Origin of the sequence: Ruegeria denitrificans (assembly GCF_001458295.1) — a bacterium.
In the GTDB taxonomy this organism is placed as follows: Bacteria; Pseudomonadota; Alphaproteobacteria; order Rhodobacterales; family Rhodobacteraceae; genus Ruegeria; species Ruegeria denitrificans.
The window spans coordinates 168,523-181,802 of record NZ_CYUD01000009.1 but is presented as its reverse complement, the minus strand read 5'-3'; the positions used below and the strand labels follow the sequence as shown (position 1 = coordinate 181,802).

13 protein-coding genes and 1 tRNA gene are annotated in these 13,280 nt (G+C 53.7%); 8 read left to right on the top strand and 6 right to left on the bottom strand.

The genetic code is table 11. From position 1 onward, the window contains the following. Positions 1–37: 37 nt before the first annotated feature. Entirely contained in the window at positions 38–646 is a 609-nt protein-coding gene (locus tag RUE5091_RS15015; RefSeq protein ID WP_058282734.1) for a glutathione S-transferase, read from the top strand. A 41-nt stretch (positions 647–687) separates the two neighbouring features. Here the strand turns inward: RUE5091_RS15015 and RUE5091_RS15010 are convergent, their stop codons facing one another. Beyond that, complete coding sequence (locus RUE5091_RS15010; RefSeq protein WP_243470793.1) at positions 688–1,146, bottom strand: c-type cytochrome; 459 nt, start codon at positions 1,144–1,146, stop codon at positions 688–690. A gap of 488 nt (positions 1,147–1,634) precedes the next feature. Between RUE5091_RS15010 and petA the strand changes: the two genes are divergently transcribed. From petA to RUE5091_RS22690, 5 genes are all read left to right on the top strand, one after another. After that, positions 1,635–2,219 (top strand): ubiquinol-cytochrome c reductase iron-sulfur subunit, encoded by a 585-nt coding sequence (gene petA, locus RUE5091_RS15005; protein WP_058282814.1) that lies wholly within the window; start codon positions 1,635–1,637, stop codon positions 2,217–2,219. Between the two features lie 14 nt (positions 2,220–2,233). Further along, positions 2,234–3,565, top strand: a complete 1,332-nt coding sequence (gene petB, locus RUE5091_RS15000) for a cytochrome b (RefSeq protein ID WP_058282732.1) — start codon at positions 2,234–2,236, stop codon at positions 3,563–3,565. A 17-nt stretch (positions 3,566–3,582) separates the two neighbouring features. Continuing rightward, positions 3,583–4,368 (top strand): cytochrome c1, encoded by a 786-nt coding sequence (locus tag RUE5091_RS14995; RefSeq protein WP_058282731.1) that lies wholly within the window; start codon positions 3,583–3,585, stop codon positions 4,366–4,368. 126 nt (positions 4,369–4,494) lie between these two features. Next, the gene (locus tag RUE5091_RS14990) at positions 4,495–4,686 is read left to right on the top strand and encodes a hypothetical protein (RefSeq protein WP_058282730.1); all 192 of its coding nucleotides are present in this window, start codon (positions 4,495–4,497) and stop codon (positions 4,684–4,686) included. 18 nt (positions 4,687–4,704) lie between these two features. Beyond that, positions 4,705–4,956, top strand: a complete 252-nt coding sequence (locus tag RUE5091_RS22690; protein WP_082643671.1) for a cupin domain-containing protein — start codon at positions 4,705–4,707, stop codon at positions 4,954–4,956. A 17-nt stretch (positions 4,957–4,973) separates the two neighbouring features. On the opposite strand, the gene mtaB is transcribed toward RUE5091_RS22690, so the two are convergent. Together mtaB and dapF are read right to left on the bottom strand one after the other, a co-directional pair. Next, positions 4,974–6,230 carry a tRNA (N(6)-L-threonylcarbamoyladenosine(37)-C(2))-methylthiotransferase MtaB gene (gene mtaB / locus RUE5091_RS14985; protein ID WP_058282729.1) on the bottom strand — a complete coding sequence of 419 codons (1,257 nt, stop codon included), beginning with the start codon at positions 6,228–6,230 and terminating at the stop codon, positions 4,974–4,976. Next, a complete protein-coding gene (gene dapF, locus RUE5091_RS14980) occupies positions 6,227–7,069 on the bottom strand; it encodes a diaminopimelate epimerase (protein WP_058282813.1) in 843 nt (280 codons plus the stop codon). The genes mtaB and dapF overlap by 4 nt, the downstream gene beginning before the upstream one ends. 211 nt (positions 7,070–7,280) lie before the next feature. Here dapF and RUE5091_RS14975 point away from each other — a divergent pair. After that, positions 7,281–7,356, top strand: a tRNA-Lys gene (locus RUE5091_RS14975). A 335-nt stretch (positions 7,357–7,691) separates the two neighbouring features. Further along, complete coding sequence (locus RUE5091_RS14970; RefSeq protein ID WP_165590786.1) at positions 7,692–11,201, top strand: P-loop NTPase fold protein; 3,510 nt, start codon at positions 7,692–7,694, stop codon at positions 11,199–11,201. 117 nt (positions 11,202–11,318) lie between these two features. Here the strand turns inward: RUE5091_RS14970 and RUE5091_RS14965 are convergent, their stop codons facing one another. The 3 genes from RUE5091_RS14965 to RUE5091_RS14955 all read right to left on the bottom strand — a co-directional run bounded on the left by RUE5091_RS14965 (position 11,319) and on the right by RUE5091_RS14955 (position 13,234). Beyond that, positions 11,319–12,470 (bottom strand): hypothetical protein, encoded by a 1,152-nt coding sequence (locus tag RUE5091_RS14965; protein ID WP_058282727.1) that lies wholly within the window; start codon positions 12,468–12,470, stop codon positions 11,319–11,321. A 181-nt stretch (positions 12,471–12,651) separates the two neighbouring features. Next, positions 12,652–12,876 (bottom strand): hypothetical protein, encoded by a 225-nt coding sequence (locus RUE5091_RS14960; protein WP_058282812.1) that lies wholly within the window; start codon positions 12,874–12,876, stop codon positions 12,652–12,654. A gap of 133 nt (positions 12,877–13,009) precedes the next feature. Continuing rightward, positions 13,010–13,234 carry a helix-turn-helix transcriptional regulator gene (locus tag RUE5091_RS14955; protein ID WP_082643676.1) on the bottom strand — a complete coding sequence of 75 codons (225 nt, stop codon included), beginning with the start codon at positions 13,232–13,234 and terminating at the stop codon, positions 13,010–13,012. Positions 13,235–13,280: the final 46 nt, after the last annotated feature.

The following is a 13,280-nucleotide window of genomic DNA, read 5'->3' as shown; positions in this document are numbered from 1 at the left end:
CCCTGTTGTAGGGTCGCTGCAACCAAGGAGAATGTGAATGAAACTGTATCACAGCCCAATGTCGCCCTATGTGCGCAAGGTCATGGTTTTGCTGCATGAAACTGACCAGCTTGGCGATGTCGAAGTGATGACCGTCGCCACTACGCCGCTGGATCCGGCCGATTCTCTGTTGGGCAAGGCGCCGTTGAACAGAATTCCGGCGTTGGAGCGTCCTGATGGCCCGACTCTGTTCGACAGCCGGGTGATTTGCGCCTTTCTGGATACGCGCGCTATGGCCGGGATGTACCTCGAGGAGGCCGGCCGCTGGGATGTGCTGACGCTGGAAGCGCTGGCAGACGGTATTTTGGATTCAGCTCTGGCGATGACGTATGAACGCCGCTTCCGCCCCGAGGACAAGCAATGGGACGACTGGCTGGATGCGCAATGGGGCAAGATCGAACGTGCCTGCGCTGCGCTGAACCAACGTTGGATGGCACATCTGTCCGGTCCGCTGGATATGGGCCAGATCGCTGTGGCCTGCGCGCTGGGCTATCTGGACTTGCGGCATGATGCGCGTGGTTGGCGTAAGGGCAATGATGCGCTGGCCGCGTGGTATGCAGACTTCAGTGAGCGCCCAAGCATGATTGCTACCCGCCCGGAGAGCTAAGATATGGGCCCCGCACTGACGCTAGGGCGGGGCCTCTATCTTTACTGACTGCTGAAGGTGGCCAGATAGGCGGCGATGTCCTCGGCACCGTTCTTCAGCTTTACGCCCATGTTCGGGCGGGCTTTTTCGTCATCCAGAAATTCCCGAATGAAGCCGATGGGATCCTGAGAATAGGCAATGATGTTGTTCTCGGTCCAGACCAGGCCTTCTTCCCCCGCGCGGATCATGTCATCGGTGAACATGCCGATGGGCAGGCGCTCGCTGCCATATAGATAATCAGTCTCGGTCCCGGCCACTCGCCCCACGACGCCGTACAGATTCGGCCCGGTAATGCCGCCTTTGACCAAAACCTCGCCATCTTTGATGATCGCGTGGCAGGAAGAGCAGCGGTAATAAAGTTTTTCGCCTTTCGCCGGATCACCGGCGGCCACTGATTGCGATGCGAAGGCCAGAACAAGGGTCAGAGTGGATGCAAACAGCTTTGACATGGGATTTGACATGGGAAACGTCCTGCGGAGGTTGAAATTCCCCCGGGCATTCGTGGATTCCCGTTAAAAGTGCAATCGAAATCAATAACACCTAACCCACTATAAAATATACATTTTCAACTCAGTTTTAAAATGGTCACACATTCCCAAGAAGTGGGAATTTGCATAGAGGAATCTGGTCATAATCTTGCTGCTAAGTCATTTTCTTGTGCGACATGATCTAGCTCATCGACGCCTTCCACCGGGTGTTTATCTGAACCGAATCACATGAACCGTCATCTCGGGCGATCGGCGGATTTCCCCGCTTAAACCTGCCCAAATCTTGAAAAAATACCCCTTCGTTGTGACATGAATGCCCAGATGCGGCGTAGTGCGCGCCTATGACCGCTGGACGAACCGATTTCTCCCGGCTAGATAGCCGCGATGAGACGCCGCTTTGATGCGGTGCTGATGCATGTTTGCTCGGGTCACCCCCGGGCGCCGGAATCGGAGAAAACCTCGTGTCCCACGCAGAAGACCACGAAGGCACCCGCAGAGATTTCCTCTACTACGTCGCAGGCGGCGCAGGTGTCGTTGCGACGGGTGCAGCCGTATGGCCCCTGATCAACCAAATGAACCCATCGGCAGACGTTCAGGCGCTGTCCTCGATCCGCGTGGATGTGAGCGGCGTTGAGCCGGGTACGCAGCTGACGGTGAAATGGCTGGGTAAACCCGTCTTTATCCGTCACCGCACTGGTGCCGAGATTCAGGAAGCGCAAGAGCAGGATGCAGAAGGTGTCGACGCGCTGCCTGATCCGCTGGCCCGTAACTTCAACCTGAACGCAGATGCACCGGCAACTGATGCCAACCGCGTGATGCCGTCGCCCGAGGGCGAAGCACCGGGCGCATGGATCGTCCAGATGGGCGTCTGCACCCACCTGGGTTGTGTGCCGCTGGGCGATGCTGGTGATTTTGGCGGCTGGTTCTGCCCCTGCCACGGCTCGCACTACGACCTGGCTGGCCGTATCCGCAAAGGCCCCGCGCCTGAAAACCTGCCTGTTCCCCCGGCGGAATGGGTCGACAACAGCACCATCAGACTCGGCTAAGGGAGACCCAATTTATGTCCGGAATTCCCCACGATCATTACGAGCCGAAGACAAATGGCGAAAAGTGGCTGAACAGCCGCCTGCCTGTCGTCGGCCTGATCTACGACACCATCATGATCCCCACACCGAAGAACCTGAACTGGTGGTGGATCTGGGGCATCGTCCTTGCGTTCTGCCTGGCGCTGCAAATCGTCACCGGTATCGTTCTGGTGATGCATTACACTCCGCATGTTGATCTGGCCTTTGCCAGCATTGAACACATTATGCGCAACGTGAATGGCGGCTATATGCTGCGCTACATTCACATGAACGGCGCGTCGCTGTTCTTTGTTGCGGTGTATATCCACATCTTCCGCGGCCTGTTCTACGGCTCATACAAAGCCCCGCGTGAAATCACGTGGATTATCGGGATGCTGATTTACCTGATGATGATGGGCACCGCCTTCATGGGCTACGTTCTGCCCTGGGGTCAGATGTCCTTCTGGGGTGCGACCGTTATCACCGGCCTGTTTGGCGCGATCCCGTTCGTGGGTGATGCGATCCAGACCTGGCTGCTGGGCGGACCCGCAGTGGACAACGCCACGCTGAACCGCTTCTTCTCGCTGCACTACCTGTTGCCGTTCGTGATTGCGGCGTTGGTGATCGTGCATATCTGGGCCTTCCACACCACCGGCAACAACAACCCCACGGGTGTTGAAGTACGTCGTGGCTCAAAGGCCGAGGCAGAGAAAGACACCCTGCCGTTCTGGCCGTACTTTGTGATCAAGGACCTGTTCGCGCTGGCCGTGATCCTGGTGGTGTTCTGGGCCATTGTCGGCTTCATGCCAAACTATCTGGGCCACCCGGACAACTATATCGAAGCCAACCCGCTGGTGACGCCTGCGCACATCGTTCCCGAATGGTACTTCCTGCCGTTCTACGCGATCCTGCGTGCCTTCACCGGTGAAGTCTGGGTCGTGCAGTTCGCCAGCTTTATCACCGGCGGCATCATCGACGCTAAGTTCTTTGGTGTGATCGCGATGTTCGGTGCGATCCTGGCCATGGCGCTGGCGCCCTGGCTGGACACGTCGACCGTGCGTTCGGGCAAATACCGCCCGCTGTTCAAATGGTGGTTTTACCTGCTGATCATCGACTTCTTTGCCCTGATGTGGCTGGGTGCGATGCCTGCGGAAGAACCCTATGCGACCTTCTCGCTGATCGCGTCCGCCTACTGGTTCGCCTATTTCTTCGTGATCCTGCCAATCCTTGGTGTGATCGAGAAACCTCTGGCCCAGCCTGAGACCATCGAAGAAGACTTCAACGCGCATTATGGCAAGGCTGACGCCGACGCCACGCCGGCCGAGTAAGAAGAGGGACCGGAAACATGTTCAAGAAACTTGCAATCGGCGCCGCGTTTGCTCTGGCCCTGACCCCTGCTGCGTCATTCGCAGCAGGTGGCGGCGAGCAGCATATCGAGGACTTCGACTTCTCGTTCGAGGGGCCGTTTGGCACCTGGGACAAACACCAGCTGCAGCGCGGTCTGCAGGTCTATACCGAGGTCTGCGCGGCCTGCCACGGGCTGCAATATGTGCCTCTGCGGACCCTCGAAGATCTGGGCTATTCGGAAGAGCAGGTCATCGCCTATGCGGCCGACAATTTCGAAGTGTTCGATCCCGAGCTGGACGATTTCCGCCCAGCGATCCCGACCGACCACTTCCCGGCCAATACCGGTGTTGGCGCACCGGACCTGAGCCTTATGGCCAAGGCCCGTGCCGGCTTCCACGGCCCTTATGGTCTGGGTATCAACCAATTCTTCAAAGGTATGGGGGGCGCGGAATACATCGCCTCGTTGCTGGATGGCTATACCGGTAAGGAAAAAGAAGAAGCAGGCGCGGTTCTGTACGAAAACACCGCCTTCCCGGGCGGCTGGATTTCGATGGCACCGCCGCTGGCCGAAGATCAGGTGGAATTCGCCGATGGTCACCCGGCCACGGTCGAAGCCATGTCCGAGGACATCGCGGCCTTCTTGATGTGGACCGCCGAGCCGAAGATGATGGAGCGCAAGTACTCTGGCTTCGTCGGTGTCATCTTCCTGTCGCTGTTGTCGGTGCTGCTGTACCTGGTCAACAAGCGCCTGTGGGCAGGCGTCAAAGGCAAGAAGACCGCTTGATCTGCTCAAATAACTGAAATGAGAACCCCCGCACCAGATGGTCGCGGGGGTTTCTTTTTGTCCAGCTCTGGACACGTAATTTTCGATCTCCAAATAACGAAGGATATTTGCGGAAGGAGAAGAGCAATGACTGACCAGATCGAAACCACGAATAAGCAAGTTGTTGTTCGGCATTGGGACGGCAGCAAAAAGTATATGATGGCCCCAAACGAGTATGTTGGCGTTGTTGTCGGCAAGGGCGCGACCAACAGCGAGTACGTGATTTCAGACGGTGTCATGGCCCCTGGCGGGGCAGTGCCGGACCATTACCACAAGTGAGAGGATCAAACGTTCCACATCATTGACGGCACAGTCGACGCCAAGATCGGGGGTGAGTGGGTCACTGCAAACGCAGGGGATACCATTCACTGCCCGCGTGGAGTTTCACACTACATGAAGAACAACAGCGACCAGACCGTGCGAATGATCAGTTACATCTTTCCCGGCGATCGCGCCGAAGAGTTCATGGCGGAGACTTCCCGGCAGAATGAAACAGGAGAACTGGATTTCGAATTGATTGAGCGGGAATTTGGCGTTGTCTATCTCTGATAGGCGCGCGTCAGGCTCTATGCCAGTAGCTGTGTTTTCGCGCTGCTGACAATTACCGCCTGAACGATCTTGCCCTCGGTATGGGGCTTGGCGAAACTAACCTCAGTAAATTGCTCGGTCCGCCCCATATGCGGGTTCTCCATTAGGATGTGATGGGTTTTGCCGATCTGCGCGGTCAGGTGCTTAGCGACCTGAGCTTCGCCTGCGGCACGCAGCCGGGCGGCACGATCCTTGATGATAATTCCGTTGATCTGTTGCGGTATCCGGGCCGCAGGGGTGCCGTCGCGTTTGGAATAGGGGAAGACGTGTAGCCAGGTCAGATCACAATCAGTGACCAGCTTTAGCGAGTTCTCGAAATGCGCCTCGGTCTCGGTCGGAAAGCCCGCGATGATGTCGGCGCCAAAGGTCATCTCAGGCCGCAGCTTGCGGGCCTCTTCGGTAAAGCGGATGGCGTCATCGCGCAGATGGCGGCGCTTCATCCGTTTCAGGATTAGATCGTCCCCGTGCTGCAGGGACAGGTGCAGGTGCGGCATTAGGCGCGGCTCAGTCGCGATGGCCTGCATTAGGTTTTCGTCCACTTCGATCGAGTCGATCGAACTGATCCGCAGGCGCGGAAGGTCGGGTACCAGCTTAAGAATACGCATCACCAGATCACCCAGCCTGGGCTCTGCGGGCAAATCAGCCCCCCACGAGGTCAGGTCAACGCCGGTTAGCACAACCTCGTTATAGCCCCGGTCTACCAGCCGCTTGATCTGATCCACCACCACGCCCGCAGGGACGCTGCGCGAGTTGCCACGGCCATAAGGAATGATGCAGAAAGTACAGCGATGATCACAGCCGTTCTGGACCTGTACATAAGCACGCGAACGGGTGCCGAACCCGTCGATCAGGTGACCGGCCGTCTCGGTCACGGACATGATGTCATCAACCTGCACCGCCTCGGTCTCGCCGATGAAATCCGCCGCCATGCCTTTCCAGGTGTTCGGCTGCATCTTTTCGGTATTGCCGATAACTGCGTCGACTTCCTCCATCCGGGAAAAGGTCTCGGGCTCGGTCTGCGCCGCGCAGCCTGTTACGATCAGACGTGCGTTGGGGTTTTCCCGCCGCAGCTTACGAATCTCTTGCCGGGCCTTGCGCACGGCCTCAGCAGTCACTGCACAGGTATTCACCACAACTGCGTCAGTCAGACCGGCCTGTTGCGACAGCTCTTTCATCGCTTCGGTCTCATAGGCGTTCAGACGACATCCCAGCGTAGTGAATTTGGGCGCACTCATCCCAGCGACTCCAGAAATTCCGGTGTCAGAGTGCCCGAGAATACATGGCAGGTGGGTCCGGTCATCCAGACCCCGTCCTCGCGCCAGTCGATCCAGATGGTGCCACCGTCCAAATCTATCTGCACCATGCGTCCGGTCAGGCCAAGACGAGCTGCCGCGACCGCAGTCGCACAAGAGGACGACCCCGAAGCCAGCGTGATCCCCACACCCCGTTCCCACACGCGCATGCGGATATGATCCGGTCCGATGACCTGCGCCACCTGCACATTGGTGCGTTCGGGGTAAAGCGGGTGGTATTCATAGCGCGCGCCGAATTCTTCCAGCGGAATCGCCTCGGCGTTTTCGACAAAGAAGGTGCAATGGGGGTTGCCCATGCCGGTCGCAGTTGGTGCGCCCTCGATCGGCAACTCCAGAGTGTCAACTTCTTCGGACAAGGGAACCTCGTGCCACTCCAATTGCGGCTGCCCCATGTTCACCGAGGTTTGCCCATCCCCGGCGTCACGCGCATAAAGCGTTCCGCGTTCAGTGGACAGCGTCAGTTCCGTTTTTCCGGTTTCTTCCATCAGGAAACGGGCGATACAGCGCGTGGCGTTCCCGCACGCCGCCGACGTCGATCCGTCCGCGTTATAAAACACCAGATGCGCGTCCGCGCTGCCGTTATCGATCACCGCGAGTTGATCGAAACCCACGCCGAACTGCCGGTGCCCGATTCCCCTCGCCAGGGCCGGCGAAATCTCAACAGATTGCGCGCGCGCATCCACAATGACAAAGTCATTGCCCAGCCCGTGCATCTTCATGAAGGGCAATCCGGCGTTCCGTAATCCTTGCATGGCGGGCATATAACCCTGCATTGGAAAGGAATCTACCCTGCTGTGAAGATTCCTGAAAAAAGGGGTTGACCCCTCCGCAGCACCTGCCTAATTAGGCCGCCTATCGGGACGCCGGAAACAAGTTAAGTGACGGCGAAACGAGGTGCAAAATAAGGTCTTGAACCCGGACGGGAAAATGCCTTACAGAGCGCCACGGATCAACAAGATCCAACAAAAGAGTGGGCCGTTAGCTCAGTTGGTAGAGCAACTGACTTTTAATCAGTGGGTCGCAGGTTCGAATCCTGCACGGCTCACCACTTTTTTCAATAAAATCAATGTTCTGCGGGATGGTGCGTGTAGTGAAACCGGAGCCGTCAGCCTTCCGGAAGCAATACGGAAGCAGCGTGACCAATAACTTTGGTGCTGCATTCGTGATGCAATCACGCAACAAGCCCATAGCCGATCTGCCCAGAGATTTGAGGTCCAAAATTCGGATAGGCAACACACAGGGAGTGTCAAAGTCAGTAACCCGCGAAGGGTTGACGCACACGTATGACCACATTGCACCATCTCTCAATTAGAAAGTTCCCAAGAAGCGATTGAAAGTCTCTCTAGTTTCTCCATAGTTGCGCTGAACTAAAGGGACATGAAAATGAACAGAACTGATTATCAACGCGAAATTTTGATTGATGAGCCTTCTGATCAGGACTTGTTCCAAGGAAAAGGGCACGAGAAGACAGCTCTGGCTCTGTCGCAAGCAATCTCAGAGTTTCAATCGCAAGATCGAGCTATTGGCCTGGACGGACCATGGGGCAGCGGCAAATCAAGCATCGTGGAAATTGCCGAACATGTTCTCGCTGGTAAAGCGGAATCGGGTGGAACGAAATTCCATTTTTTTACATTTGACATATGGAAGTCTCAAGGGACGGCTTTCCGCCGAACTTTTCTCGAGCACCTATTAGATTGGTCGAAGCAGAATTTTCCCAATAAAAGGACTAATCTCGAGGAAATTGAGAAACAGGTGAAAGGCAAAAAGCGCGAACTTAGTACGGACAATCAGACATTGCTGGATTGGTATGGTGTGCTGGTCCTTTTGACGCTGCCTTTCCTTCCCATCTTCTACTTTTGGGCCAGAACCGAGTACGAAAAGTACACGAAACCTGAAACGGGCAGTTTCCTCTACTCTTGGCCAATGCTGTTCCTTTATGGGTTCCTGTTTCTCACGGTGGTTCGCGCAGTCTTCAAGCAGGCAGCAGTATCAGAATGGACGCCTCGTGGTTTCTGGAACGCGTTGTCAAGAACGCTGCTTATCGCGTCCAAGCAGTATGAAAACCAAACTATTACCCAGCACATTCGCGAAACAGACCCTAACGACTTTGAGTTTCAGGAAACTCTGCACAGAATTCTTGAGACCGTACAGAATGACAAAAACAAGATCGTTATGGTGCTGGACAACATTGACCGTCTACCGACCGAGGAAATCTCCCAATATTGGTCGGCCGTCAGGTCAATCTTCTCTAACAACTCGCACGGCAAGCCAAAGCACAAAAACTCGGTCATCACAGCAATTGTTCCCTACGATAGACAGCACCTGCTAAAAAGCAGCGATATAGACGATGGGGGTCACGCCGATAGTCCGAAAACAGATGCCGCAATTTCACTTGAAAAACGCGAGCTGTTTTCCAAGACCTTTGACGAGGTTTTGTATGTTGCTCCACCTGTGATGTCGAATTCGCGCGATTTTTTCGAAACCAAGATTGCCCAAGCCCTTCCTCACTACAAGAACGGTGACGAGTTGTTTCGAACCTATCTAATCTTCAGCGCCGTACTCACCGGTAAGAACGGTCATTTCACTCCTAGGCAGATCATTTCATTTATCAACGATGCGGCTGGCATGTTTTCCATGCACCAAGGGGAGTTCCCGCTGACCACCGTTGCAGTTTATATTTGCTTCAGAGAAAAGATCGAAACAAATCCTGCGATCCTAACTGAACCTTCCTTCCTTGACAGAAAACTCAGAAAGCTAGCACCTGATGCGGATATTGAGGCCAACCTAGCCGCAATTCTGTATAATGTTGACGCAGATCTTGCGCTCGAGCTTTTGCTAGACAGTCGAATTGCCGCTGCGTCGATATCAACAACATCTGCGGAACTCTACGAGTTGTCCATTTCCAAGGGTTTTGACTTACGCGTAGATGAGGTCGTTCAGAATACTGCTTCCGAGTGGATTAGTGCAGGCGATTTCGAGCAAGCAATTACCAATTATGCCGAACTACTTTCTGAGTACAAAGGCGATTCAAAAGAGCAGATCATCAATAGCATGATTGAAGCCTTCGAAGAGGTCACATCCATCTCGCTTCTAAACCGGTCTTTCGAGCCGTACTTATTGCTGTTGTCAATGACGAATGAGCGGAAACATCCGGACCTCGTTGGGAAAGTCATAAAAAAGAGTTTGCCCTCGAAAGACGATGTAGCGAGTTTGGACGTCTCAGATGGGCTTGCGTGGTCGGACTTTCTTTCCACACTCCGTTCTCAGCTCGGACTCGTCAAAACTGACGGTCAATTCGGTGATGCACTCAAGACGATAAGTCTGCCCAAAAGTACGAATTTCACTCTGGGTGTCGCCTCGATGGCAGGTGAAATTGATGTACCGTTGGTCTCTTACAAGCATGTATTTTTTGGCCTTTCTGACGAAGACAACGAAATCATCAACTTCGTGTCCAGCTATAGCCACTTGGGTGTTAAGTCCGTATCGGAATTGGCGCGTGCAAAACTTGCAAAGCCTAAAGACTGGATTGATGTAGGTAACCTAATTATCGACGAAATCAAAAATTACGAATTCGAAGAAAGTACGAAGTTCGGGGACTATTTGGATATTCTAGCTGCTGTGTGGCTCAATACGGACAGCAAGAAACGTAACGAAATATCTATCTCCAATTTCCTTAAATCAGCCAACCTATACGAAAACCTTCATGCGCATTTTTGGGCGGATGTTTCACATACCTCGCTGGGTTCTGCTGTTTTTATTGCACGCCAACAACATTTGGATGGCCAACTCCCTCAAACGAATGAACACGCTTCGGGTAGTATATCCGAAGAAGCTCGTGAAGGATTTGACTGGTTCAAATCAGTGTTGGTTGGAGACATCATTCTTGGAGATGAAGCTAACAACCGCATTGCAGAAAACGTAATTGCAGCATTACAGGTGACCGCATGGATCAATCAAGCCACTTCTAGTAGCGATGCGTTGATAAACAATGTAATCCAAAAAACGTTTAGCGAAAATGTGCCAAAGTTCACTAAGCTAAGCACCCTGCTAACATCGTTTGAGTATCTTAAAGGCCTCCTTGGCGCTGATCTCCCTCAGGCGCTAGAAAAGTACGCATCTAATGCCATTCATAAAGACGATTTTATTGAAATTGAGGTTGCCGCAACACCCCACGGAATTTTGACCGCCACCCAAGGTTCAAAATCAAACGGGTGGAAGAAATTTCGTCGCACCCTTGAGGACGCGTTTACTTCTAAAGATGTAGAGGGCTGGCGCAAAACCTTCGAAGAGGAACCACATGAACTTGCTGTTTTTGATGAACTGCTTTCTTCAGGAACATTCAAAATTAGTTCACCCGACTATCGAAAGAACTATTTGACCGTTTTCCTTCGAGTTCTCCGTGGCGAGCTGACTTCCGTGGAGAAAGATGTCGATTTCGATGCAATGTTCCTTGCAATTCCTGAAGAGTTCCATTCAGACCTGTTTCGTAGCATTCGCGAGAAATTGTCTGACGTGGACCCTGCCGGTATGGAACGAACCGCTGAAGCGTTTCCAGGCCTACTGAAATCGTCTCTTTCGGAAGGAGGACCCATTAGATCTGTCGAGAAAGGGAATGTCGTGAGGCATATACTTTGTACAGCTCTCGAAACGAACAACCAAAAGGTTTTGGCCATGTTCATTGAGCTCGGCCGCACCAAAGTTGCTGACTACATAAAGATGTCTGACGATCCGACTAAGGACATGCTCAAAGGATGCATGGAAATTTTTTCGAAGGCAGAACGTGATCGATCCTTCTTCGAAGCCGTCAACAACGTGGTTAACGGAAAAAGAAAACTCGGTTACTGGCTTCCATTTACGCCTTTTTTTGTTCGAGCGAATTCTTCTGAGGACTGAAATTTCCACTCAATTGCAGGAAATTCTGCGTGATCGACATAAGGCAGCGACTACAGGTCGCTCCTTATCGTTGATCAAATGTACAGTAGTGCGGCTTTGATATGGGTAGTCATTTTTTTAGCTAATAAATCTATACCTGTTCTTGGCTTCATGCAGCTTGTTTGCGGCACGCTCAGGATCAGCCCTTATGTTCTCTGCGAGCTTGCCTCCAACGCTATCCATGTAGTTACCCAGCTCACTTTCCTGAGTATCTTCCAGCGCGGCCAGCGTGATCCCAAGGCCCGCTATTTGCGTCGATATCAACCTGATTTGCTCGGCGCGATGTACGTGCTTTACGCTTGTGGCATCGATGTGGCTGCGCATTTCCAAAAGGTCGTCATCCGACGATCCAACAACCAAGTCCCAAATCTCGTGGTTGGACCAACGCGCACGGTTTCCATCATCAAGATCAGGTTTGCAGTAACGTATCTTCTTTAACGCCTCGGCAATGACATCGCCGAACATGGCGTCGAATTGGGGCCATGTCCTGATCTGCCAACGATCCTTGAGCAAATCCTTCCCGGCTCGTACCTCCACGCGCCAAACGCGGCTACTGGACGGGTCAGAAGAGTCCAAAGGGGGCAAATCATACCGCTCAAGATTGGCGTTCCAGATGTCCCACCAAATCGGCTTTTTCTTGTCGATAACTTCACGGCGCTTGTCGTAAATGATGACCTGCCGTCCCGGCATTTTGCCGACCGTGACAGATGTAAACTGACCTGACTTTCCGTTGCTACGTATGTCGTCTTGAGCCGTCAGATAATCCGCGCGGTTGGTGTGGCTGTGAATGACGAAATTTTCGGGAACAAGTTCGAATTCTGGTGCAAGGATATCAACGCAGAAATCGGCGCGGCTGATACTAACTTGATGTGACTCAAAGCGGATTCCGAGCCTTGTTAGGGTCTTGTCGATGTAGGATCGCGCGTATCCGAGGCCTTGGGTCGCAAGAAGCGTTGAGCCAACCGAAACCCTAATGCCCCACGGGTCGCGTGCATTTGGTTTCTTGAAAAACCAAGTAACGTCCAATGGCCCGCCTTTGAGGATAAATCGGTATCCATTGCCGCCATGGGGTAGCAAGTCAAAGTCTGCACCGCCATAGCTAAAGGGAACCGAATGCCGTTCTTCCTCGGCTCTGTCACGTTCGCTACTCAGCAGGTCGAATAGCTCCTGCGAGATATTCGCCTGAATCGACAGTGCGATGGTATCGAAACCGCGATGAACAACTTGCATTTTTGGGGTCTCCTTGAGTTCCGGTATTTCCAGAGGGGGGTGCTACAATCACCCCCCTCTTTCGGCGGACGCCGCGCGATTTGGTTTAGGTTTGGAAAAGTGCGGGCGCTGATGCGCCCTTCGATAGTGCCTCCGGCGGGGCAGCTATTGTTTTGGGGCCGGGCTGCGAGCCCGGCGGATGTTATTGGCTAGATGCGGCCTGCTTCCGCGAAATCCAGTTTTCTGCACGCTCTGCACATTTAGCGACGTTGAGTAGGTCATTGTGAGAGAACGCGCTGGTGGTGCACCAATCGCCTTCCCCGTTCTTGTACGACCGTGCGATATCGACGGAAAAGAACCCGTCATTGTCCCAGATCGTTGCAGTGATCAGCCCGATTTTGAATTTGAATGCAGGTTGTTGTGTCATGGTGAACTCCTTCTTTGAATAGTTTGACAGACACAGAAAGGGCGCGAGGTGGCGACACCCCGCGCCCCTTAGAGCCATCCGGCCCCAAAATCCCGCTCAGCGCTGCCAACTCTGAGCGGGCAAAACTCGAATGTCAGGAAGGTGCGGCGCTGGTATTGGCGACGCGCTTTTCAGCAATCCACTTTTGCAGATCGCCACGCGTGTAACGGACAGAGCGGCCAGACACTTTGATGAAGAGCGGTCCACCACCGCGTACACGCCAGTTTTGCAAAGCGCGGACTGAATAGCACAGGTAGTCAGCAGCCGCTTTCTCGTCGATCAGCTGATCAAAGTAGTCTGGGTTAGGTTGTGTCTGCATCTTGGCCTCACTGTTTTGAAATGCGTTGAAGGCAGACTGCAGCGTT

What these genes read in the sequence shown, in the direction of transcription:
- RUE5091_RS15015 (WP_058282734.1), top strand. Translation starts at nt 38, where the DNA reads ATGAAACTGTATCACAGCCCAATGTCGCCCTATGTGCGCAAGGTCATG.
- RUE5091_RS15010 (WP_243470793.1), bottom strand. Translation starts at nt 1,146, where the DNA reads ATGTCAAATCCCATGTCAAAGCTGTTTGCATCCACTCTGACCCTTGTT.
- petB (WP_058282732.1), top strand. Translation starts at nt 2,234, where the DNA reads ATGTCCGGAATTCCCCACGATCATTACGAGCCGAAGACAAATGGCGAA.
- RUE5091_RS14995 (WP_058282731.1), top strand. Translation starts at nt 3,583, where the DNA reads ATGTTCAAGAAACTTGCAATCGGCGCCGCGTTTGCTCTGGCCCTGACC.
- RUE5091_RS14990 (WP_058282730.1), top strand. Translation starts at nt 4,495, where the DNA reads ATGACTGACCAGATCGAAACCACGAATAAGCAAGTTGTTGTTCGGCAT.
- mtaB (WP_058282729.1), bottom strand. Translation starts at nt 6,230, where the DNA reads ATGAGTGCGCCCAAATTCACTACGCTGGGATGTCGTCTGAACGCCTAT.
- dapF (WP_058282813.1), bottom strand. Translation starts at nt 7,069, where the DNA reads ATGCCCGCCATGCAAGGATTACGGAACGCCGGATTGCCCTTCATGAAG.
- RUE5091_RS14970 (WP_165590786.1), top strand. Translation starts at nt 7,692, where the DNA reads ATGAACAGAACTGATTATCAACGCGAAATTTTGATTGATGAGCCTTCT.
- RUE5091_RS14965 (WP_058282727.1), bottom strand. Translation starts at nt 12,470, where the DNA reads ATGCAAGTTGTTCATCGCGGTTTCGATACCATCGCACTGTCGATTCAG.
- RUE5091_RS14960 (WP_058282812.1), bottom strand. Translation starts at nt 12,876, where the DNA reads ATGACACAACAACCTGCATTCAAATTCAAAATCGGGCTGATCACTGCA.
- RUE5091_RS14955 (WP_082643676.1), bottom strand. Translation starts at nt 13,234, where the DNA reads ATGCAGACACAACCTAACCCAGACTACTTTGATCAGCTGATCGACGAG.